Source organism: Nocardioides marmotae (assembly GCF_013177455.1).
In the GTDB taxonomy this organism is placed as follows: domain Bacteria; phylum Actinomycetota; class Actinomycetes; order Propionibacteriales; family Nocardioidaceae; genus Nocardioides; species Nocardioides marmotae.
This window is the reverse complement of the sequence record NZ_CP053660.1, coordinates 1,617,498-1,638,144: the sequence shown is the minus strand read 5'-3', so window position 1 is coordinate 1,638,144 and position 20,647 is coordinate 1,617,498. Positions and strand designations below refer to the sequence as shown.

At 74.8% G+C, this 20,647-nt stretch carries 19 protein-coding genes; 10 read left to right on the top strand and 9 right to left on the bottom strand.

The features are described from left to right. Nucleotides 1-44: 44 nt before the first annotated feature. Nucleotides 45-1,112 (top strand): polyprenyl synthetase family protein, encoded by a 1,068-nt coding sequence (locus HPC71_RS07915; protein WP_171896491.1) that lies wholly within the window; start codon nt 45-47, stop codon nt 1,110-1,112. Nucleotides 1,113-1,127: 15 nt separating this feature from the next. Here HPC71_RS07915 and HPC71_RS07910 read toward each other — a convergent pair whose 3' ends face one another. Genes HPC71_RS07910 through HPC71_RS07900 form a run of 3 tightly spaced genes read right to left on the bottom strand, consistent with a single transcriptional unit; the run spans nt 1,128 to nt 2,345 of the window. Next, nucleotides 1,128-1,529 carry a barstar family protein gene (locus tag HPC71_RS07910; RefSeq protein WP_171896489.1) on the bottom strand — a complete coding sequence of 134 codons (402 nt, stop codon included), beginning with the start codon at nt 1,527-1,529 and terminating at the stop codon, nt 1,128-1,130. Further along, the gene (locus tag HPC71_RS07905) at nt 1,526-1,954 is read right to left on the bottom strand and encodes a guanyl-specific ribonuclease (RefSeq protein WP_171896487.1); all 429 of its coding nucleotides are present in this window, start codon (nt 1,952-1,954) and stop codon (nt 1,526-1,528) included. Before HPC71_RS07905 ends, HPC71_RS07910 begins: the two co-directional genes overlap by 4 nt. Before the next feature lie 19 nt (nt 1,955-1,973). After that, nucleotides 1,974-2,345, bottom strand: a complete 372-nt coding sequence (locus tag HPC71_RS07900; RefSeq protein ID WP_171896485.1) for an Rv2175c family DNA-binding protein — start codon at nt 2,343-2,345, stop codon at nt 1,974-1,976. A gap of 131 nt (nt 2,346-2,476) precedes the next feature. On the opposite strand from HPC71_RS07900, the gene pknB reads away from it, so the two are divergent. The 3 genes from pknB to HPC71_RS07885 all read left to right on the top strand — a co-directional run bounded on the left by pknB (nt 2,477) and on the right by HPC71_RS07885 (nt 6,713). Beyond that, nucleotides 2,477-4,633 (top strand): Stk1 family PASTA domain-containing Ser/Thr kinase, encoded by a 2,157-nt coding sequence (gene pknB, locus HPC71_RS07895; protein ID WP_171896484.1) that lies wholly within the window; start codon nt 2,477-2,479, stop codon nt 4,631-4,633. A gap of 65 nt (nt 4,634-4,698) precedes the next feature. Next, nucleotides 4,699-6,318: a glycosyltransferase family 61 protein gene (locus HPC71_RS07890; protein ID WP_154615077.1), complete on the top strand. Its 1,620-nt coding sequence runs from the start codon at nt 4,699-4,701 to the stop codon at nt 6,316-6,318. Between the two features lie 5 nt (nt 6,319-6,323). Continuing rightward, a complete protein-coding gene (locus HPC71_RS07885) occupies nt 6,324-6,713 on the top strand; it encodes a hypothetical protein (protein ID WP_154615076.1) in 390 nt (129 codons plus the stop codon). Nucleotides 6,714-6,722: 9 nt separating this feature from the next. Here HPC71_RS07885 and HPC71_RS07880 read toward each other — a convergent pair whose 3' ends face one another. After that, nucleotides 6,723-7,487 (bottom strand): class I SAM-dependent methyltransferase, encoded by a 765-nt coding sequence (locus tag HPC71_RS07880; protein ID WP_154615075.1) that lies wholly within the window; start codon nt 7,485-7,487, stop codon nt 6,723-6,725. A gap of 140 nt (nt 7,488-7,627) precedes the next feature. Between HPC71_RS07880 and HPC71_RS07875 the strand changes: the two genes are divergently transcribed. The 4 genes from HPC71_RS07875 to HPC71_RS07860 all read left to right on the top strand — a co-directional run bounded on the left by HPC71_RS07875 (nt 7,628) and on the right by HPC71_RS07860 (nt 11,810). Further along, nucleotides 7,628-8,530, top strand: a complete 903-nt coding sequence (locus HPC71_RS07875) for a deoxyribonuclease IV (protein ID WP_171896482.1) — start codon at nt 7,628-7,630, stop codon at nt 8,528-8,530. After that, complete coding sequence (locus HPC71_RS07870) at nt 8,527-9,459, top strand: DMT family transporter (RefSeq protein WP_253943948.1); 933 nt, start codon at nt 8,527-8,529, stop codon at nt 9,457-9,459. Before HPC71_RS07875 ends, HPC71_RS07870 begins: the two co-directional genes overlap by 4 nt. Before the next feature lie 254 nt (nt 9,460-9,713). Continuing rightward, entirely contained in the window at nt 9,714-10,751 is a 1,038-nt protein-coding gene (gene aroF, locus HPC71_RS07865) for a 3-deoxy-7-phosphoheptulonate synthase (protein WP_230084297.1), read from the top strand. 72 nt (nt 10,752-10,823) lie between these two features. Beyond that, complete coding sequence (locus HPC71_RS07860; RefSeq protein ID WP_154615073.1) at nt 10,824-11,810, top strand: NADase-type glycan-binding domain-containing protein; 987 nt, start codon at nt 10,824-10,826, stop codon at nt 11,808-11,810. A gap of 55 nt (nt 11,811-11,865) precedes the next feature. Here the strand turns inward: HPC71_RS07860 and HPC71_RS07855 are convergent, their stop codons facing one another. The 5 genes from HPC71_RS07855 to HPC71_RS07835 all read right to left on the bottom strand — a co-directional run bounded on the left by HPC71_RS07855 (nt 11,866) and on the right by HPC71_RS07835 (nt 18,161). After that, complete coding sequence (locus HPC71_RS07855; RefSeq protein ID WP_171896480.1) at nt 11,866-12,858, bottom strand: threonine aldolase family protein; 993 nt, start codon at nt 12,856-12,858, stop codon at nt 11,866-11,868. Then, complete coding sequence (locus HPC71_RS07850) at nt 12,855-14,189, bottom strand: class II 3-deoxy-7-phosphoheptulonate synthase (protein WP_171896478.1); 1,335 nt, start codon at nt 14,187-14,189, stop codon at nt 12,855-12,857. Before HPC71_RS07850 ends, HPC71_RS07855 begins: the two co-directional genes overlap by 4 nt. Nucleotides 14,190-14,314: 125 nt before the next feature. Then, nucleotides 14,315-15,772 carry an APC family permease gene (locus HPC71_RS07845; RefSeq protein WP_154611987.1) on the bottom strand — a complete coding sequence of 486 codons (1,458 nt, stop codon included), beginning with the start codon at nt 15,770-15,772 and terminating at the stop codon, nt 14,315-14,317. A gap of 57 nt (nt 15,773-15,829) precedes the next feature. Next, the gene (locus HPC71_RS07840) at nt 15,830-16,858 is read right to left on the bottom strand and encodes a 6-phosphofructokinase (RefSeq protein ID WP_171896476.1); all 1,029 of its coding nucleotides are present in this window, start codon (nt 16,856-16,858) and stop codon (nt 15,830-15,832) included. Nucleotides 16,859-16,925: 67 nt separating this feature from the next. After that, complete coding sequence (locus tag HPC71_RS07835) at nt 16,926-18,161, bottom strand: MFS transporter (RefSeq protein ID WP_253943947.1); 1,236 nt, start codon at nt 18,159-18,161, stop codon at nt 16,926-16,928. Between the two features lie 82 nt (nt 18,162-18,243). On the opposite strand from HPC71_RS07835, the gene HPC71_RS07830 reads away from it, so the two are divergent. Next, nucleotides 18,244-19,062, top strand: a complete 819-nt coding sequence (locus HPC71_RS07830) for a DUF1028 domain-containing protein (protein WP_154611988.1) — start codon at nt 18,244-18,246, stop codon at nt 19,060-19,062. Further along, on the top strand, nt 19,059-20,534 hold the full coding sequence (locus HPC71_RS07825) for an FGGY family carbohydrate kinase (protein WP_171896475.1): 1,476 nt from the start codon (nt 19,059-19,061) through the stop codon (nt 20,532-20,534). The genes HPC71_RS07830 and HPC71_RS07825 overlap by 4 nt, the downstream gene beginning before the upstream one ends. Nucleotides 20,535-20,647 lie beyond the last annotated feature (113 nt).

The window sequence follows — 20,647 nt, the reverse complement described above, 5'->3', positions numbered from 1 at the left end:
CACCGCCCCGGGGAAGCATCCGTCCACCCTCTAGTCTCGTCGGCGTGACGGCCGCCGGATGGGACAGCAGCGCCTTCCGAGACCGGGTGCAGCAGGCGCTCGACTCGTTCCTCGACGAGCAGGCGGTGCGACTCGCGCCGCTCGGGCCCGACGCCGCCCGACTCATCACCGAGGCGCGGACCACCGTCCGCGGCGGCAAGCGGTTCCGCGCCGCGTTCTGCTGGTGGGGCCACCTCGCGGTCGCCCCGCCCGCCGACGAGGACGCGCTGGTCCGCGCGTGCGCCGCCCTGGAGCTGCTGCACGCGAGCGCGCTGGTCCACGACGACCTCATGGACGCCTCCGACACCCGGCGCGGCCGGCCCGCCACCCACCGCCAGCTGGAGTCCGAGCACCGCGGCGCGGGCTGGACCGGCGACCCCGAGCAGTACGGCACCGCCGCGGCGATCCTGCTCGGCGACATGCTGCTCAGCTGGGCCGATGAGCTGCTGCGCCGCTGCGGCCTGCCGCTGACCCAGGTCGCCCCCGCGCTCGAGGTCTTCGACCTGTGCCGCTCGGAGGTCGTGGCCGGCCAGTTCCTCGACGTCTCGGTGCAGGCCCGGGGCCGCGCGGACGTGGAGACCGCGATGACCGTGCTGCGCTACAAGTCCGCGAAGTACTCCATCGAGCGCCCGCTCCACATCGGGGCCGCGCTCGCCGGGGCCGACCGGGCCGGGCTGGACGCGCTCTCGGCCTTCGGCCTGCCGCTGGGCGAGGCCTTCCAGCTGCGCGACGACCTGCTGGGGGTCTTCGGCGACCCCGAGACCACCGGCAAGCCCGCCGGCGACGACCTGGTCGAGGGCAAGCGCACCGTCCTCGTGGCCCTCGCCCTCGACGCGGCCCCGCCCGCCGAGGCCGCGCTGCTCGACCGTTCCCTCGGCAGCCCGCTGGACGGGGCGGCGGTCGCCCGGCTCCGCGAGATCATCGACTCCTCGGGCGCCCGCGCCCAGGTGGAGGCGGTCATCGAGCAGCTCACCGACCTCTCCTTGGCCGCGCTCGACCGGGCCACCGTCGACCCCGGCGCACGCGAGGCGCTGCGCGGGCTCGCCGCGGCCGCGACCCAGCGCACCCTCTGAGCGCGCCGGCGCGCCTCAGTCCAGGTCCGGGACGTGGACCTCGGGGCCGTCCCCGCGGAGCAAGACGGCGAGCCCGGAGTCGGTCAGCAGCCGCAGGATGATCCCGAAGACCCGGCCGTCCTCCCGGGCCAGCGGGCCCCAGCCGTCCCACAGCACGACGGTGCGGTCGGTGTCGAGGTCGCGCAGGCAGTCGGCCAGCGCGTCGAGGTTGCGCCCCCACCACCCGGGCAGGGCGAGCGCCTCGCCGAGCGCCTCGAGGGTCTCGGCGCGGGTCGGGTGGGTCCAGCCGTCGACGTGCGCGAGGCGCCAGCCGGCGTGCTCGACGCTGCGCCGAACCTCGCTGACGTCGTACGCCGCGTGCCAGCGGTAGGCGGCCGGCGGCACCCGCCCGGCGAGCAGCCCCGCGAGCCCGCTCACGGGACCACCTCGGCGAAGGAGGCGTAGTGGTCCTCGGTCCAGTACCACTCGCGCGGCTCGCCCTCGACGATCCGGCGCGGGCCGCGGTGGCCGAGGCCGGGCGTCGGCACGGTGTACTCCCGGTAGTAGCCGCGGGAGCGCTCGGGCAGCAGGCCCTCGTAGTTGCCGAAGACCGTGCCGTCGTGCTCGGGCTCGGGGAACGGGCCGCCGTCCTCGATCAGCGCGATCGTTCGCCGGGCCTCCGGCGGCAGGTCGGCCAGCGCGACCGTCGGCAGCCCGGACGTGCCGGACGTGTCGGTCGCGCTCCGGTCCGGGGCGGGCGCGCCGCCGTCCCGCGAGGCGTCCTGGCCGGTGAGGAGCGCGGCGAGGACGCCGAGCACGACGACCGCCACGAGGGTGGCGGCCGCGCGTGACCGCGCCGTCACGAGGGATCCCGGCGTGCGGTCAGAACGCCATCGCCTGGGCGCGACGCTTGACCTCCGCGCCGCGGTTCTCCAGCAGCGCGTCGATCGGGCGGCCCGGGAGCTCCTGGTCGAGGTAGAGCCACGCGATGCACTCGCGGTCGTCGTACCCGCCGTCGTGGAGGACGGTGAGCAGGCCCGGCAGGCCCTTGAGCGGGAAGCCGTCCTGGATGAAGTCGGCGGGCACCTGCTGGCCGGCGCCCGGGGACGGCACCGCGGCCGCGAGCTCGTGGTCGCGGATCATCGTGCGGACCTTGGCCACAGTGACACCGAGCAGACGGGCCGCCGCGGCCCAGTCGAGCCACTCCGGCACGAGGGCGGCGAGGTCGTGGTCGGCGAGCGGGATGTCGGTCATGGGGCCATCCTCCCACCGGCCCGCGGCCCGCCGCGCCACGCCGGTCGCCGTGCTCACCCGCAGGGAGGGGCGACGCTCCGTACGATGGTCCCCGCCGAGGACTTCCCCCCTCGGCTCGCAGGAGGGTCGTCGTGACGTCAGATCGTCATGCCCGGTCGGGCGCGGACGAGCCCTCGACCGACCCCTCCCCCCGCTGGGACGGCCGGCGGCTCGAGGGCCGCCTCCTCGACGGCCGCTACCGGGTCGGCCCGCGGATCGCCCGCGGCGGCATGGCCAGCGTCTACGAGGCCACCGACATCCGGCTGGACCGCACGGTCGCGGTCAAGGTGATGCACCCCGGGCTGGGCGACGACGAGGAGTTCGCGGCGCGCTTCGTCCGCGAGGCCCGCGCCGCGGCCCGGCTCTCCCACCCCAACGTGGTCGCGGTCCACGACCAGGGCGCCGACGACGGCGTGGTGTTCCTCGCCATGGAGCTGGTCCCCGGCCACACCCTGCGCGACGTCATCGCCAAGGAGAGCCCGATGCCGCCCGCGCGGGCGCTGGCGCTGCTCGAGCCGGTGCTCTCCGCGCTGGCCGCCGCCCACCGCGCCGGCCTGGTCCACCGCGACGTCAAGCCCGAGAACGTCCTCATCGCCACCGATCCCGACACCGGCACGAGCCGGGTCAAGGTCGCCGACTTCGGCCTGGCCAAGGCGGTCAGCGCCGACACCCAGCACACCGCGACCGGCGGTGTGCTCATCGGCACCGTCTCCTACCTCGCGCCCGAGCTCGTGGTCGACGGTCGCGCCGACGCCCGCGCCGACGTGTACGCCGCCGGCGTGCTGCTCTTCGAGCTGCTCACCGGCCGCAAGCCGCACGAGGGCGAGTCCCCGATCCAGGTGGCCTACAAGCACGTCCACGAGGACGTCCCGCTCCCCTCGACGCTCGTCCCCGGCCTCCCCGCGTACGTCGACGCGCTCGTCGCCCGCGCGACCGCCCGCGACCGAGGCCAGCGCGCGGCCGACGCCGGCGTGCTCCTGCACCAGCTGCGCCGCGTGGCCACCGCCGTGACGACCGGCGTCCGCGAGGACCCCGACCTCGTCGCCGACCTGATGCCGCGCCCGCCCGCGCCCGACACCGACCCCGTCACCGGGGTCACCGGGTCCGGCGACACCAGCGAGCACACCCAGCTGCTGCGCACGGCCGAGGTGCCACCGGCCGTCCAGCGGGCCGAGCGGCCGGGTCAGCCGGGCCGGCCGGACCAGCCGGGTCGCACCGACACCGCCGCGGACCCCTGGGACGAGGACGAGATGGCCGCGCTGCTCGCGCCGTCGACGGCCGCCATCACCGCGGGGCCGGCCGCGCCCGAGCCGACCCGGACCGTGCCCGTCGGGGCGACCCCGGCGCCGCGACGTACCCGTCGGTCCCGGAGGGGCCTGCTCGCGCTCGTGCTCGCGCTGCTGCTGGCGACCGGCATCGGCGCCGGCGCCTGGTGGTTCGGCGTCGCCCGCTGGACGACCACCCCGGGCGTCCTCGGCCTGGACCGCGCGGCGGCGGTCGAGCGGCTCGAGGCCGCCGGCCTGGAGGCGGAGATCGGCCCGCGGGCCTTCTCCCGCACCGTCCCGGCCGGCGAGGTGATGTCCACCGACCCCGCTCCGGGCGACCGCGTGCTCGACGGCGGCACCGTGACGGTGACGATCAGCAAGGGCGAGGAGCTCTACGACGTCCCGAAGCTGCGCGGGATGACCGAGGACGAGGCCCAGGACGCCCTGGCGGAGCTGAAGCTGGAGTTCGGCGGCTCGACGCAGCGGTGGTCCGAGGACGTCCCGCAGGGCGTCGTCCTGGCCAGCGACCCCAAGCCCGGCACCACGCTGCGGCCCGGCTCCGTGGTCGACCTCGTGGTCTCCAAGGGCCGCAAGCCGATCAAGGTCAAGGACTGGACCGGTGAGGACGCCGACACCGCCCGGCAGCGGCTGGAGGCCCAGGGCCTCGTCGTCGAGGTGACCGGCGAGGAGCACTCCGACGAGGTGGCCGAGGGCGACGTGATCAGCCAGGACCCCGTCGGCGCGACCCTCTTCAAGGGCGACACCGTCGAGCTCGTCGTCTCCCTCGGCCCCGAGCTGGTTCCGGTCCCCAACGTGCGCGCCTCCGGGGTCGACGCGGCCCGCGAGGAGCTCGAGGCGCTCGGCTTCGAGGTCGAGACGCGGAAGGCCGCGGGCTACCTCGGCCTGGGCTACGTCTTCTCCCAGGACCCGGGCTCGGGCGAGATGGTCCCGAAGGGCACCACGATCACGCTGACGCTCATCTGACCCAAGCACGGACCGGTCGCGGCGGCACCCTAGGCACAGGGGTGCTGCTCGCCTAGCGTGCCGGGATGAGGTGGCGTCGCGGCCCGCGGGGTGAGGCCCCCGCACGGACGGCCACGACCGACCTGCCCCCGATCGACCTGCCCCCGATCGACCTGCCCCCGCGAGCCGATCGCGGTGCGCTCGTCGTCGTGCTGGCCCCGACCCGGGCACGCGCCGCCGAGGCGCTGGACGGCACGGCTTGGGCGACCGCCGGACGCCGGGTGCTCACCGCGCGCGGCCTCGACCGGTTGCACGCCCGGATCAGCCGGCTCCCCCGGGTCGACCTCGTGCTCGACCTCCGCTCGTCCTGGGGCCCGGGCCAGCTGGCGCGCTGGCGGCGCCTCTTCGGCCATGTCGGGCCGGGGGGCAGCTGGGTCGCCGTCCGCACCGCGGCGGTGGCGGGCCGCCGCGAGCGCCTGGCCGAGCGCCATGCCGTCGCCGCCGGACCGGTCCGGCTGGTGCAACGGCACCAGCGCCTGCTCAAGATCCGCGACGCCGAGGCGGTCGAGCTGCTCGGCACCCGGGAGCCGGCACTTTCGGTCACCGTCCTGGGCCGCCTGCCCGGCGGCGTCCTGGACCGCCGGGGAGCGGGCGTGCACCACCACGGCGGCCCGGTGGCGCCGCTGGCCGACGACCTGCCGTACCCGCCCGCCCAGATCCGCCACTACCGGGGTCCCGTGCACGTCGCGGCCGGCCGGGCGTACGTCGTGCACGGTCGCTCGCTGCTGCCCGAGAGCTTCCGCTGGCACCTCAGCGACCATCCGGTGAACCGGTCCCTGGTCGACGTCGACTCCTGGTTCGCCTCGCAGCGCCGCTCCGCCGACCCCCACCCGCCTACGCTGCCGGGCCGGTACTTCCACCTCGACTACACCAACCCCGGCCACTACGGCCACCTGATGACCGAGGGGTTCTCGCGGCTGTGGGGCTGGCCCGTCGCCAAGGCCGCCGACCCGTCGCTGAAGCTGCTGCTCGCGCTGCACCGGCGCCGCGACGTGCCGGCCTCCCGGCGCCCGGAGTCGGTCCTCCTGCCCGCGCTCGGCATCGCCCCCGACGACGTCGTGTGGCTGCGCGGGCCGGTGACCGTCACCTCGCTGGTGGGCACGACCCCGCTGTGGCACAACGCCGCGCCGTTCCACGCCCACCCCGCCGTGCGCGAGACCTGGGAGCGACTCCGCGACGGGCTGCTGGCCCTCCCCGACGCCGCCCCGCTCGGCAGCACCCACCTGTTCGTGACCCGCCGCGCCGGCAACCGGCCGGTGCGCAACCTGGCGGAGGTCGAGGAGCTCGCCGCTCGCGCCGGCTACACGGTGGTCGACCCGGGGGTGATGAGCATCCCCGAGCAGGCGGCGACCTTCGCCGCCGCCCGGGTGGTCGCCGGCTTCGGCGGGACCGGGATGTTCAACCTCGTCTTCGCCCGGCACCTCGAGGCGATCGTGGTGCTCAGCCACAGCTCGTACGCCGCCGCCCGGAACGAGGAGCTCCTCGCCGCCCTGCACGGCGCCGAGGCGCACTTCTTCTGGAGCCCGCCCGACCTGGCCGAGGGCGCCGACCCCACCTCCTACCGGGCCTTCCAGGCGCCCTGGCGCTTCGACACCGAGCGGCACGGCGAAGCGCTGCGCCGAGTGCTGCGCGACCTGGTTCACTGATCGACGTGCCCGACCCGACGAGCTCCGTGCCGGTCTCGGTCCTGTGGAGCCACGCCCACCGGGCCGACGGCGCGGTGCGACTGGTGCTGGTGCTGCCCGCCGAGGCCCCCGTCGTCGCAGCGCAGGTGTGGCTGCGGCTCGAGCTGGGCGAGGCGGCGCTCCGCGTCCCGGCCTCGGTGGAGCCCGACGAGCACGGGTTGCGGCTGAGCGCCGCCGTGCCGCAGGACCGCCTGGCTGCCGGCCTCTGGCGGCTCCGCGTGCGGGTGGGGCGAGGCGGGCCGCTGCTGGGGCTCCAGGCCCGCCTGCTCCTGGCACCGGACCGGCCGGTCGCGCTGCTGCCCGGCCCGCGGCCGGCGCTGCGCGCGCCCGCCGCCGGCGGCGGCTCGCCGTACTGAACCGCCCGCTCAGCCCACCGTGGCCGGCTGGTCGAGCCCTGAGGCGCGCACCAGCTCCCGCACCCGGGACCGGGCCCGCTCCGGCTCCGCGCCCTGCAGCTCGCGCAGCCCCCGCCAGAGGGGAAGCGCGAGCAGGCGCTCCGCGTCGAAGGCCCGGGTCCGGCCGAGGACCTCGGCCGGCACGTGCTGGGGGTCGCTGGTGACGAGCTCGGGCACGAGGTCGTCGTAGGCCTCGAGCAGCACCCGGCTGCGGGCGTCGAGCCCGAGCACCACGAGGACCCCCGTCGGCTTGGTGTCCACCTCGAGGCAGATCAGGTCGGGGCGGTGGCGCCGCAGGACCGGCAGCACCTTGTACACGTCGCCGGTCCACATCCCGCGGGCCCGCCCGAGCGCCCGCTCCCGCGCTGCGACGTCCGGGTGCGGCGGCAGCATGTCGTCCAGGACCAGGACCGAGGCGGGGTGGGTGTACCGCTCGAGGTTGATGACGTCGCGCAGCGCGTACTCCGCCAGGTGCATGCCGTCGACGAACGCCAGGTCCACCTGCGGCTCGTCGAGGTGCTCCAGCGGCGCCTCGCGCGCGAAGAACTCATCGCTCGTCGTGCGCACCAGGTGCAGGTCGCACCGCAGCTCGTGCTTGACGGTGAAGAACGGGTCCACACCGATCGACCGGGTGCGCGAGAGCGCCATGCTGGCGCCCGTGCTGACCCCCACCTCGAGGTAGGAGCGCGGCTGCAGCAGCCCGTGCAGCCGGGCGAGCAGGTCGTGGCGCCGCATGGCGACACCCTAGGGCGGCCGACCGGGCGCGCCCAGGAGGTCGACCCAGGAGGCCGGCCCAGGAGGTCGACCCAAGAGGTCGGCACAGAGGCGTAGGGGACGAATCGGCCGAGGGCACCCCGCGCTCGTAACATGCCTGGGTGCTGGACCCCGATCAGATCGCGCTGCGCAACCCCGTCGGCACCCACGTCACGGTCGGCAAGGGCCTCGTGACCGGGGCGCTCGCCTCGGCCGATTCGCTCGGCTGCGAGACCTTCCAGGTCTTCTGCGGCAACCCCCGCGGGTGGGCGCTCACCGCCGGCAAGCCCGCCGAGGACGCCGCCTTCCGTGCCGAGGTCGGACGACGCGGCACCCGGGTGTTCGTGCACGCGCCGTACCTGGTCAACCTCGGCTCCCCCACGCCGCTGACCTACGAGCGCTCGGTCGCCAGCGTCGCGCACAACCTGCGCCGCGCCGCCGAGATCGGCGCCGAGGGCCTGGTCGTGCACACCGGCTCCTACGTCGCGCCCGACGACACCACCGAGCGGTACGACGCCGCGCTGCGCCAGGTCCGCGAGGGGCTGCTGCCCCTGCTGGAGACCCTCGACGCGGCCGGCGACGACGCGCCCTGGCTGCTGCTCGAGCCGACCGCCGGCCAGGGCCGCTCGCTGTGCGCGGGCGTCGACGACCTCGCGCCGTACCTCGCCGCGCTCGACCACCACCCCCGCGTCGGCGTGTGCCTGGACACCTGCCACGTCTTCGCCGCGGGCGCGCCGCTCGACGAGCCCGGCGGCGCCGCGGCCACCCTGGACCGGCTCGAGGAGGTCGCCGGCCCCGGCCGGCTGCGGCTCGTGCACGCCAACGACTCGATGGACGTCCGCGGCGCGTTCAAGGACCGCCACCAGAGCATCGGCGACGGTCACATCGGCGCCGAGCCGTTCCTCGAGCTGTTCGCCCACCCGGCCACCGCGGGCGTGCCGTTCATCGCCGAGACCCCGGGCTCGCGGGAGGTCGGCGGCGACGTGCAGGTGCTCCAGGAGCTCCGCGCGAAGGCGCTGGGGTGAGCGCCGGGGCGAGCGCGGCTCCGGCCGCCCGCCCCACGCCGGACCGTCGTACCTCGCTGCTCGCCGCGGGGGCGCTGCTGGCGATGACGGCCTGCTGGGGCAGCACGTTCTTCCTCATCAAGGACCTCCTCGACCGGGTCCCCACCCTGGACTTCCTGGCGGTGCGCTTCGCGATCGCCGGCGTGGTGATGGTGCTGGTCGCCCCGCGCGCGGTGCAGCGGCTCTCGCCCGAGTCCCGACGGCACGCGCTCGTCCTCGGCGGGGTCTACGGGCTGGCCCAGATCCTCCAGACCTCGGGCCTGGCCCACACCGCGGCGTCGGTCTCGGGCTTCATCACCGGCATGTACGTGGTGCTCACCCCCGTCCTGGCCGCGCTGCTGCTGCGCACCCGGACCACCCGGACCACCTGGGCCGCGGTCGCGCTCGCGACGGCCGGGCTCGGCGTGCTGACGCTGGACGGCGTGGCGGTCGGCTTCGGCGAGGCGATCACGCTGGTCAGCGCCGTGCTCTACGCCCTGCACATCGTCGGGCTCGGCGCCTGGTCGAACGCCCGCGAGGCGCTCGGCATGTCGATCGTGCAGCTGCTCGTGATCGCGGTGGTGTGCCTGGTAGCGACCGCTCCGGACGGCATCGTGCTGCCGCCGACGCCCGCCGACTGGCTCTCGGTGGTCTACATGGCGCTGTTCGCCGGGGCGCTCGCGCTCATCGGCCAGACCTGGGCGCAGGCCCACCTGCCGCCGACCCGCAGCGCGATCATCATGAGCATGGAGCCGGTCTTCGCGGCGTTCTTCGCGGTGCTCCTCGGTGGGGAGGCCCTGACCGCACGGATGGCGCTCGGCGGGCTGATGGTGCTCGCCGCGATGCTGGTCGTCGAGGCGCTGCCGCGGCGGCGCAAGGTCGAGGCCGAGGTCCAGCACCTGGCCGTGTGAGGCCACCGGGGATCCCGCCTGGATCCCACATGGTGGGAGCGGCGCGAGGTGGGACGGGTGGGCCGCTAGGTTTCCGGACGTGACGCGCACCTATCTGTTTCGACGCCTGCCGGGAGCCCCCGTGCCGGCCGTCCTGTCCTAGGTACGCCGCACTCCATCCAACGCCCCCGGCTCCGGCCAGGGGCGTTCGTTGCGTCCCGGGGCGTCGGAGCCGCCCGGGCCGCTCGAGAAAGAGGAACACCATGGTCGTCGTCATGTCCCCGGACGCCACCGACAGCGACGTCGCGAACGTCGTCGCCCGCGTGGAGGGCGTCGGTGGCGAGGCCTTCGTCAGCAAGGGCGTCGTCCGCACCATCATCGGCCTGGTCGGGGACCTCGAGTCCTTCCACCACCTCAACCTGCGCACGCTGCGGGGCGTCGCGGACGTGCGCCGGATCTCCGACCCCTACAAGCTCGTGAGCCGCCAGCACCACCCCGACCGCAGCACCGTGTGGGTCGGTGCGCCGGGTCGGCAGGTGCCGATCGGGCCGGACTCCTTCACCTTCCTGGCCGGACCGTGCGCGGTCGAGACCCCGGAGCAGACCCTCGCCGCGGCGCAGATGGCCAAGGGCGCCGGCGCCACGATCCTGCGGGGAGGCGCCTACAAGCCGCGCACCTCGCCGTACGCCTTCCAGGGCCTGGGCGTCCGCGGCCTGGAGATCCTCGCCGACGTCGGGCGAGCCACCGGCCTGCCGGTGGTCACCGAGGTGGTCGACGCCCGCGACGTCGCGGTGGTCGCCGAGCACGCCGACATGCTGCAGGTCGGCACCCGCAACATGGCCAACTTCGGGCTGCTCCAGGCGGTCGGCGAGGCCGGGAAGCCGGTGCTGCTCAAGCGCGGCATGACCGCGACCATCGAGGAGTGGCTGATGGCCGCGGAGTACATCGCCCAGCGCGGCAACCTCGACGTCGTGCTGTGCGAGCGGGGCATCCGCACCTTCGAGCCCGCCACCCGCAACACCCTGGACATCTCCGCGGTGCCCGTCGTCCAGGCCACCAGCCACCTCCCGGTGATCGTCGACCCGAGCCACGCCGCCGGCCGCAAGGACCTGGTCGTGCCGCTCTCCCGCGCGGCGATCGCGGTCGGGGCCGACGGGATCATCGTCGACGTCCACCCCGACCCGGAGACCGCGCTGTGCGACGGCCCCCAGGCGCTGCTCGGCACCGAGCTGCGCGAGCTGGCCCAGGCGGTACGGCGGCTGCCGGGGGCCGTGGGCCGTGTCGACGCCGCCGAGCTGACTCGGACGGCCTGACCGGCACGGCCTGACCCGGGCAGCGTGACCGGGACGGGCCCCCTCGCGAGCCGGTCGCTACCCTCGTCCCCCGTGGAGACGACCTGCACCGCCTGCGGCGCCCGGCTCGGCCCCGGCCGCGCCTGCGCCGCCTGCGGCCACCCGGTCGAGGGGCCCGACCTGACCGACTGGCGCACCGACACCGCGGAGCGGCCGGCGATCAAGGCCGTGCCGCCCGCGCCGCGCTACCCGCTGTACGCCGACGAGCCGCCAGCCCCTCCGCCCGCCCGTTCGCCGGCCACCGGGTCGCCGGCCACCGGGTCGCGAGGCGACCGGTCCGGGCAGCCCGGCCGGCTGGCGTGGGTGGCCGGCCTCGCGACGCTGGCGCTGCTCGCCGGCCTCGGCACCGCGCTGGTGATCGGCGGCGATGACGAGGGCGGCGAGCCGGCGGCGGCCGACGCACCGACCTCCTCCCCCGCGAACCGTCCCTCCGGCTCGGCCGACCCGAGCCCGTCGACCGCACCGACGCCGCCCGCGCAGCCGACGCGGACCGCCGGCGCCGAGCTCAGCCGCAAGCCGGAGCCGCGCGACCCCGAGGACGTCGCCGGCGCGGCCCGGGTCCGGGTGCCGGCCACCGCACCGACCAGCCGCGGCCTCGACGGCACCCGCACGGCGTACGACGCCGGGAACCTCGTCGACGGCGACCGCACCACCGCCTGGCGGATGCGCGGCGACGGCACCGGCCAGGAGCTCGTGCTCCGCCTGGACCGCCCGACCACGATCACGCGGGTCGGGCTGGTCAACGGCTACGCCAAGCGCGCCCGCGGCCCCCGCGGCGGGGTCCTGGACTGGTACACCGGCAACCGCCGGGTCCTGGCCGTGGCGTGGGTGCTCGACGACGGCACGGTCGTGCGCCAGCGGCTCGGGGAGTCCCGCCGCGTGCAGACCGTCGACGTCGGTGCGATCACCACCCGCCGGGTCCGGCTGCGGCTCGTCGAGGTCTCCGCCCCCGGCTCGGGTCGCGCCGGCCGCGACTACACCGCGATCAGCGAGCTCTCGGTCGTCGGGCTGCCGGGCTGATCCGGTCCCGGCCCGCTCCGCTGACCCGCTGGAACGACCGCCGAGGCGCGAGGCGTCAGAGCGCGCCGAGCGCGGCGGCGGCCTTCTCGGCGTCGGCGCGGGTGACGTCGAGGTGGGTGACCAGCCGGACGGTGGTCGGGCCGACCATCGAGACGCGGACGCCGGCCTCGGCGGCGCGGGCCACGAAGTCCGGGGCGTCGGGCCGCGGGACGACCACGATGTTGGTGTCGACGCTCGCGGGATCGACCCCGCACGCCTCGGCCAGCAGCCGGGCGTGGGCGTGGTCCTCGGCGAGCCGCTCCACGTGGTGGTCCAGGGCGTGCAGGCCGGCCGCGGCGAGGATGCCGACCTGACGCATGCCGCCGCCCATCCGCTTGCGCCACACCCGCGCCTCGGCGATCACGTCGGCCGAGCCGATCGTGAGCGAGCCGACCGGGGCGCCGAGCCCCTTGGACAGGCACACCGCCATGACGTCGGCGACCGCGCCGTACTCCGCCAGCGGGGTGCCCGTCGCGACGTGGGCGTTCCAGATCCGGGCGCCGTCGACGTGGACGGCCGCCCCGGCCGCGGTCGCGAGCTCGCGGAGGTCGCGCAGGTCCTCGATCGGCAGCACGGCGCCGCCGGCGAAGTTGTGCGTGCACTCCACCGAGACCGCCGCGGTCCGGACGAAGAACGGGCCGAGGTCCGGGGCGTACATCCGCCGGACCATCGGCAGGTCGACCTGGCCGCGCGGGTGGTACCAGGTGCGCATCGTGACGCCGGAGTACGCCGCGTGGGCGCCGAGCTCGGCCCGCGCGATGTGGGCGGAGGCCTCGCAGAGCACCTCCTGGCCGGGCTGCACGAGCGCGCGGACCGCCAGCACGTTGGCCATCGACCCGGTCGGCATGAACAGCGCGGCCTCGTGGCCGAACAGCTCCGCGACCCGGTCCTCGAGCGCGAGGACGGTCGGGTCCTCGCCGTACACGTCGTCGCCGACCTCCGCGCGGGCCATCGCCTGACGCATCGCCTCGGTCGGGCGGGTCAGGGTGTCCGAGCGGAGGTCGATCACGCCTTGCGCAGCATCTCTGCGACGAGGAAGGCCAGCTCGAGGGACTGCACGCGGTTCAGCCGCGGGTCGCAGACCGACTCGTAGCGGTTGCCGAGGTCGACCTCGAGCAGGTCCTCGCCGCCGCCGACGCACTCGGTGACGTCGTCGCCGGTGAGCTCGACGTGCAGGCCGCCGGGCCAGGTGCCGAGGGAGCGGTGGACGTCGAAGAAGCCCTGGACCTCGTCGATGACGTCGTCGAAGCGGCGGGTCTTGTAGCCCGAGCTCGCCTCGAAGGTGTTGCCGTGCATCGGGTCGCAGACCCAGGCGACCTCGACGCCCTCGGCGGTGACCTTCTCGACCAGGTTCGGCAGGCCGTCGCGGATGCGGCCGGCGCCGAAGCGGGTGATGAAGGTGAGCCGCCCGGGCTCGTTGAGCGGGTTGAGCCGCGCGGCCAGCGCCAGCGCGTCGTCGGGCGTGGTGCTCGGGCCGAGCTTGACGCCGATCGGGTTGCGGATGTGGCTGAGCAGCTCCACGTGCGCCTGGTCGAGCTGGCGGGTGCGCTCGCCGATCCAGACCATGTGGCCCGAGACGTCGTAGGGCATCTGGGTGCGCGAGTCGATGCGGGTCATCGCGTGCTCGTACTCCAGCACCAGCGCCTCGTGGCTGGAGTGGAAGTCGACGCGGTGGAACTCGACGGGGTCGGCGCCGATGGCCGACATGAACGTCAGGGCCCGCTCGATCTCGCCGGCGACCGCCTCGTAGCGCTGGCCGACCGGCGACTCCTTGACGAAGTCGGTGTTCCAGGTGTGCACCTGGCGCAGGTCGGCGTAGCCGCCGGTGACGAAGGCGCGGATCAGGTTCAGCGTCGCCGCGGAGGAGTTGTAGACGTCCACGAGGCGCTGCGGGTCGGGCACGCGCGCCTCGGGGGTGAAGTCGAAGCCGTTGACCGCGTCGCCGCGGTAGGCCGGCAGGGTGACGCCGTCGCGGGTCTCGAGGTCGGAGGAGCGCGGCTTGGCGTACTGCCCCGCGAGCCGGCCGACCTTGACGACCGGGACGGAGGCGGCGTACGTCAGCACGACCGCCATCTGCAGCAGCACGCGCAGCTTGTTGCGGACGTTGTCGGCGGTGACGCCGGCGAACGTCTCGGCGCAGTCGCCGCCCTGGAGCAGGAACGCCTCGCCGCGGGAGACCGCGGCGATCTTGTCCTTGAGCTCGTCGCACTCACCGGCGAAGACCAGCGGCGGCAGCGTGCGCAGCTTCGCGACGGCCGCGTCGACGGCCTCGGAGTCCGGGTACGTCGGCTGCTGGGCCGCGCCCAGGGCGTGCAGGGTCGCGAGGTCGGGGATGCTCACCCGCCCAGGGTACGTGCGCGAGCGGGCCCGCCCGGAATCATCGCCCCGCCGTGGACGGGCCCGCGGCACGGGCCCACGGAGCCGGCCCACGGAACCGGCCCACGGAACCGGCCCACGGGACGAGCTCACTCCTCGAGGTGCTCGATCTCGCGGAACCCGGTCTTCTTCGCGCGGATGCCGCGGTTGGTCATCCAGGTCAGCACCCACAGCACGACGCCGATGAGGATGAGCACGCCGGCGATGGAGTACTGCACGTAGTCGTCCTCGTTGCGCGCCCAGGGGCCGACGAGGAAGGCCGAGGCGACGGCGCCGACCCACGGGGCCCAGCGGGGCGCGCGGAAGACCGGCTCGGTGTCGCGGTCGCGGCGCAGCACCAGGCAGCAGATGTTGACGACGGTGAAGACGCAGAGCAGGAGCAGGCCGGTGGTGCCGGCCAGCGCCACCACCACGTCGCTCTCGGAGCGCAGCCGCACGTAGGTGATCAGGCCCAGCGCCATGACGGTGGTGAAGATGATCGCCGCCCACGGCGAGCGCCGGCCCGGCAGGACCGCAGCCAGCGAGCGGGGCAGGACGTCCTGCTTGGCCATCCCGTAGACCAGCCGGCTGGCCATGAGCATGTTGATCAGCGCGGTGTTGGCGACGGCGAAGACGGTGAGGAAGGGGAAGATGGTGTCGATCGGGATGCCCGGCGCCCCCACCCGGACGACGTCGAGCAGGATGCCCGCGTCGGGGTTGACCGGGTCGGCGATGTCGCCGGGCGGGATCACCACGACCACCGCCACCGCGACCAGCATGTAGAGCACCGCGCAGATCCCGAGCCCGGTGAGCATGATCCGCGGGAAGGTGCGCCCGGGGTCCTTGGTCTCCTCGACCATGTTGACGGAGTCCTCGAAGCCGACCATGGCGAAGAACGCGACAGTGGTCGCGATGGTGATCGAGACGAACGCGTTCTTCTCCCCCGAGGACTCGAAGACCACCACCCGGCCCAGGTCGCCGTCGGTGGCCATCGCCCAGAAGCCGATCGCGATGATGATCCCGAGCGCGAGGACCACGACGCTGGTGAGCACGACGTTGAACTTGACGCTCTCCCCCACCCCGCGCAGGTTGATCAGCGCCAGCAGCACCATGAAGCCCAGGGCCGCGACGAGGGTGGCGGTCGTCCCGGTGGGCACGCCGCCGAAGACGTCGTCGAGGCCGGCCAGGAGGTTGGAGGCCACCAGGCTCGAGGACGTCGACGCGCTGGTGATGCCCGAGCAGACCACCGCGAAGGCGACCAGGAACGTCACGAAGTGCAGGCCGAACGCCTTGTGCACGAAGAGCGCGGCGCCGGCGGCCTGGGGGTGCTTGGTCACCAGCTCCAGGTAGGACAGCGCGGTCAGCGAGGCCACCGCGAAGGCCACCAGGAACGGCAGCCAGGCGACCCCGCCCACCTCGCTGGCGACGTCGCCAGTGATCGCGAAGATCCCCGCGCCGATGATGTCGCCGATGATGAAGAACAGCAGCAGCTTGGGGCCCATCACCCGCTTGAGCTGCTCACCGCCCGGCTCCGAGGTCGTCTCGTCGACCGTGGCCTCCGCATTCATGGCCACCCCGTGCCCCGCGGGTGGCCGGGGAAAACCCGGGCGCGGGGGCCGGTCCGGTCAGCCGAAGAAGACCTGCGCCTCGGCGTACTCCTCGGGGCTGACGACCTTGAGCTCGCCGGTGCCCTCGGCGAGCGGCACCCGGACGATCTTCGTCCCGCGCAGCGCCATCATCGTGCCGAAGTCGCCGTCCGCGACCGCGTCGGCGGCCTGGAGGCCGAACCGCGTGGCCAGCCAGCGGTCGAAGGCCGTCGGCGTGCCGCCGCGCTGCACGTGGCCCAGGACGACCGCGCGGGCCTCCTTGCCGGTGCGGGCCTCGATCTCCGAGGCGAGCCGGTCGCCGATGCCGCCGAGGCGGACGTGCCCGAAGGCGTCCTTCTGGCCGGAGGCGAGCGTCATGTCGCCCCCCTCGACGGGGACCGCGCCCTCGGAGACCACGATGACCGGCGCGTACTCGCTCTGGAAGCGGGTCTCGACGTGCGCGCAGACCTTCTCGATGTCGAAGGGCTGCTCGGGGATGAGCACCGCGCTGGCCCCGCCGGCGATGCCCGCGTGCAGCGCGATCCAGCCGGCGTGGCGGCCCATGACCTCCACGACGAGGACACGGTGGTGGGACTCGGCGGTGGTGTGCAGCCGGTCGATCGCCTCGGTGGCGATGTTGACGGCCGTGTCGAAGCCGAAGGTGAAGTCGGTGCCCGAGAGGTCGTTGTCGATGGTCTTCGGCACGCCGACCACGTCGACACCGAGCTCGGCCAGCCGGGTGGCCACGCCGAGGGTGTCCTCGCCGCCGATGGCGACCAGCGCGTCGACGCCGTGCGCGGCCAGGTTGTCCTTGATCCGCTCGACGCCGCCCTCGATGGCGAAGGGGTTGGTGCGCGAGGAGCCGAGGATGGTGCCGCCCCGCGGCAGGATCCCGCGGCACTGCTCGATCCCGAGCTCCATCGTCAGGCCCTCCAGCGGGCCCTTCCAGCCGTCGCGGAAGCCGACGAACTCGAAGCCGTGCTCGCGCACGCCCTTGCGGACGACAGCGCGGATGACCGCGTTCAGACCGGGGCAGTCGCCCCCACCGGTGAGCACTCCGACGCGCACAGGACCTCCATCAGGATCGGGAACGGGGGTTGGAACGTTCCAGCCGCCGACCCTAGTAGGCCGCCGCTCACACCGGTAGCGGGTCCACCCGGTTGGTCACCTGCTCGGCCGCGACGGGCAGCACCCGGCCCAGCCGCACCGCGAGCAGCGCGCCGACGAGGGAGACGCCGGTGAGCACGAGCCACACCGGCGCGGCGCCGCGGTCGAGCAGCCAGGCGAAGCTCACCGGCGCGACGGTGCCGGCGAGGTTCCAGGCGAGCTGGACCAGCGAGAGGTAGCGCCCGCGCAGGTGCTCCGGGGCCGCCTCCGCGCCCAGCGCGCCGAGCACCGGCCCGCCGAGCAGCTCGCCCGCGGTGTAGACCGCGGTGCCGAGGAGCACGACCGCGACGCCGACCGCCACCCCGACCCGGCTCGCCCCGAGCAGCACCACGAAGGACGCCGCGAAGACCAGGTTGGCCAGCACCAGCACCCGCCAGCGGCGGACGCCGGTCATCGCGCGGACCACCAGCCCCTGGCCGAGCCCGACCATCACCGTGTTGAGCGTGAACACCGCGCCGGTCACCCAGCCCGAGAGCCCCAGGACGGTCGTGGCGTAGACCGGCATCGCCACGTTGAGCACCATCATCGAGAAGCAGTAGCCGAGCTGGACGGTCCACAGCAGCCAGTAGGGCCGGTCCCGCAGGACGGTCGCCCACGACCCGGCCGCCGGGCGGTGGCCGGTCCGCGCCGTGGCGGGCACCGCCAGCAGCAGCACCAGCGCGACGACGTACGACACGGCGTTGACGACGACGATCGAGGCGTAGGCCGCCTGGGTGCCGACGGTGATCGCGGCGCCCGCGACCAGCCCGCCGACCGCGAAGCCGACGTTGCGCAGCGCGCCGAGGAAGCCGAACCAGGTCTCGCGCTCCCCCGGCCGGGAGATCGCCGCGACGATGGTGCCGTAGGAGCCCCAGAAGGCGGTGCGCCCGACGGTGACGACGACCGTCCAGAAGGTGAGGCCGGCGAAGGAGTCGGTGACGAGGTACGCCGCGAAGCCGACCGCCTGGAGCAGGTTGCCGGCCAGCAGCACCTGCTTGGCGCCGAGCCGGTCGACCACGCCGCCGAGCAGCGGGCCGACCGGGAGGGCCAGCAGCGAGGCCAGCGAGAGCACGCCGCCGACCTGGACCAGCGAGAGGTCGGTGGTCATCAGGAAGTAGAGGACCGAGACCGGCATGAAGACACCGCTGCCGACCGCGTCGATCGCGACGGCGGTCACGAACCGGCGGTGCGGTCCGACCGAGGGGAACCCGAGACGCTGGAGCACCGGCTGATCCTGCACCCGCGACCGCCCGGGGCCCGGCAGCGCGCCGCGGAGCATCACGCGTGTTGCTCGCTACCCTCCCGCCATGACGTTCTCGATCGTGGCCCGCTCCGCCGACGGTGAGTCCTGGGGGGTCGCCGTCGCCTCGAAGTTCCTCGCGGTCGGGGCGGTCGTGCCCGCCGCGGTCGCCGAGGTCGGCGCGATCGCGACCCAGGCCGACGCCAACGTGGCGTACAAGGGCATCGCGCTGTCCCACCTCGACGAGGGCGCCACGGCCCAGGTGGCGCTGGACCGGCTGCTGGAGGAGGACGACGGGCGCGCCGACCGGCAGGTCGGGATCGTCGACGTCGACGGGAACGCCGCGACCCACACCGGCGAGGCCTGCCTGGACTGGGCGGGCGGGGCGACCGGCGAGGGGTACGCCGTGCAGGGCAACGTGCTCACCGGGCCCGAGGTCGTCGAGGCCATGCAGCGCGCGTTCGAGGGGTCCGACCCCGCCGCTCCCCTGGCCCGGCGGCTGCTGGCGGCCCTGGCCGCGGGCGACGAGGCCGGCGGCGACAAGCGCGGGCGGCAGTCGGCGGCCCTGCTGGTGGTCAGCGAGGGAGCGGGGTACGCCGGCGGCGACGACATCGCCGTCGACCTCCGCGTCGACGACCATGCCGCGCCGGTCACCGAGCTGGCCCGGCTGCTCGACCTCAACGACCTCTACCTGACCGCCTCGACCGAGGAGGAGAAGGTCGCCGTCGACGACGAGCTGCGCCGCGAGCTCGAGACATGGGCCGGCGAGCGCGGCCACCGCGACTTCGCCGCCTGGGTCGGCACCGAGAACTACGAGATGCGCGTCGACCCGGACCTGGCGTGGATCGACCAGCAGGTGCTGGCGATCGTGCGGGGCCAGGCGTGAGCATCCTCGCGATCGACGCCGGCACCACCGGCGTCACCGCGGTCGTCGTCACCCGCGACGGGCGGATCGCCGCCAAGGGCTACCAGGAGTTCGCCCAGCACTTCCCCCGGCCCGGGTGGGTCGAGCACTCCCCCGAGGAGATCTGGCAGGCCACGCTCGAGGCGTGCCGCGAGGTGCTCGCGCAGGTCGACCGCGCCGAGCTCGAGGGCATCGGCATCACCAACCAGCGCGAGACCGTGCTGCTGTGGGACCGCGAGACGCTCGGCTCGCCGCGCCGCGCCATCGTCTGGCAGGACCGCCGCACCGCCGACGTCTGCACCCGGCTGCGCGAGGCCGGCCACGAGGAGCGGGTCACCGAGCTGACCGGGCTGCGGCTCGACCCGTACTTCTCGGGCACCAAGCTGGCCTGGATCGCCGAGCACGAGCCACACACCTGGGCGCTCGTCGAGGACGGCCGGTACGCCGTCGGGACGGTCGACTCCTACCTCGTCGCCCGGATGACGCGCGGCCTGCACCACGTCACCGACGTCTCCAACGCCTGCCGCACGCTGCTGATGGACCTCTCCACCGGCGACTGGAGCGAGGAGCTGTGCTCGCTGTTCGGCGTGCCGCGCGACGCGCTGCCCGACCTGGTGCCCAACTGGGGCGAGCTCGCCGTGACCGACCCCCGCTCCTTCCTCGACCTCTCGCTGCCGATCGCCGGCCTCGCCGGCGACCAGCAGTCGGCGCTCTTCGGGCAGACCTGCTTCGACGTCGGCGACTCCAAGTGCACCTACGGCACCGGCTCGTTCATCCTCACCAACTGCGGCACCGAGCTGCCCCGCTCCGACGCCGGCCTGCTCTCGACCGCCGCGTGGCGCTCCCCCGACGGCGAGCTGACCTACGCCCTCGAGGGCGCGATCTTCGTGACCGGCGCCGCGGTGCAGTGGCTGCGCGACGGGCTCCAGATCGTCGGGTCGGCCGCCGAGACCGCCGCGATCGCCGCCACCGTCCCCTCCTCCGAGGGCGTGGTCTTCGTCCCCGCGCTCACCGGGCTCGGCGCGCCGGACTGGGACCCCCACGCCCGCGGGCTGATCATCGGCGTCACCCGCGGCACCACCCGCGCCCACCTCGTCCGGGCCACCCTCGAGGCGATCGCCTTCGAGGTCCGCGACGTCCTCGAGACCATGCCCGCCGCGCTGTCCTCGCTGCGCGTCGACGGCGGCGCCTCCGCCAACGACCTGCTCTGCCAGGTGCAGGCCGACCAGATCGGCGTCCCCGTCGAGCGGCCCCGGCTGGTCGAGACCACCGCCCTCGGCGCGGCCTTCCTCGCCGGGCTCGGCACCGGCGTGTGGTCCTCCACCGACGAGCTGCGCGACACCTGGGCCCTCGACCGCTCCTTCACCCCCGGCCGCGACCGCACGGCGTACGACTCCGCCCACGCGCGCTGGCGCGCCGCTGTCGAGCGCTCCAAGGGCTGGGCGCTCGTCTGATCCGCTCCTGGGGGCGGGTCGGGTCGCTCCGTCGGGGTGGTCGCTCCTGTCGGGATAGTCCGCCACACCAGCGCCCTCACCGACCCCCGAAAGGGCGCGTGCGTGTCGGACTA